1 protein-coding gene is annotated in these 771 nt (G+C 75.1%); it reads right to left on the bottom strand.

Going from position 1 to position 771, the window contains the following annotated elements:
• Window positions 1-132: 132 nt before the first annotated feature.
• Window positions 133-726: a DUF3995 domain-containing protein gene (locus ABD823_RS34440; RefSeq protein WP_344867155.1), complete on the bottom strand. Its 594-nt coding sequence runs from the start codon at window positions 724-726 to the stop codon at window positions 133-135.
• Between the last annotated feature and the right edge of the window lie 45 nt (window positions 727-771).

Consider the following 771-nt stretch of genomic DNA (forward strand, 5'->3'; position numbering starts at 1 on the left):
TGCGGAGAGTCGGTTCGGTGGGCCGGTGGCCGTCCCGTGCGAGGAGGCCGACGCCTCACCGCTGCGGGGTCTCGCCAGAGCCGTCGGCCAGGAGCTCGGGGCCGATCGTCGCTGCGGCGGCGGGGCGCGTCGTCATCCGATGCCCGCGGCGAGCATCGCCGCGGAGAGGAGCAGGGCGCCGGTCCCGCCGACGGCTGCGGCGACCACCCCGCTGCGGCGGTCCGGCATCCGGGCCAGGTGCGTGCGGGCCGCCAGGGCGAACAGGAGCCCGCCTGCCATGAACCACGGGCCCCACAGGTAGGTGTACCAGGGCAGCACCGGGAGGAAGTCCGCAGAGAGGTCGAGGGCCCCGGACCCGGCGAGGACGCCCTGGAGCACGAAGGCGGCTCCGTGCCAGAACAGCAGCACGGCCGCGCCCCAGGCGGCGAGCTGGAGGAGCCGGTCCGCGGCCCGGCCCCATGGACCGCGCGCGAGGGCGAGCCCCAGCAGACCACCGATGACCTTGAGCGCCCCGGTGGCCCACAGGGTGGCCACGAACCAGGTGACCCCCTCCTCGATCAGCCGGACCAGCGAGGGGGAGATCGTCGTGGTCGCGCCCGCCGTACCGCCGAGCGCCCAGTAGAAGCTCGGTACGGCGAAGGCGAACCCCCAGGCCGCCACCGCGTAGCCGGGCCACCTCCGGTGGGGGCGTGCCGGTTCCCGCTCCACGGGCCGTGGTCTGATCACGATCACAAACTACGGCAAGCGGTGCCGCCGCATCGCGTGGCTCCG

This window comes from Planomonospora alba (assembly GCF_039534085.1).
GTDB lineage: Bacteria > Actinomycetota > Actinomycetes > Streptosporangiales > Streptosporangiaceae > Planomonospora_B > Planomonospora_B alba.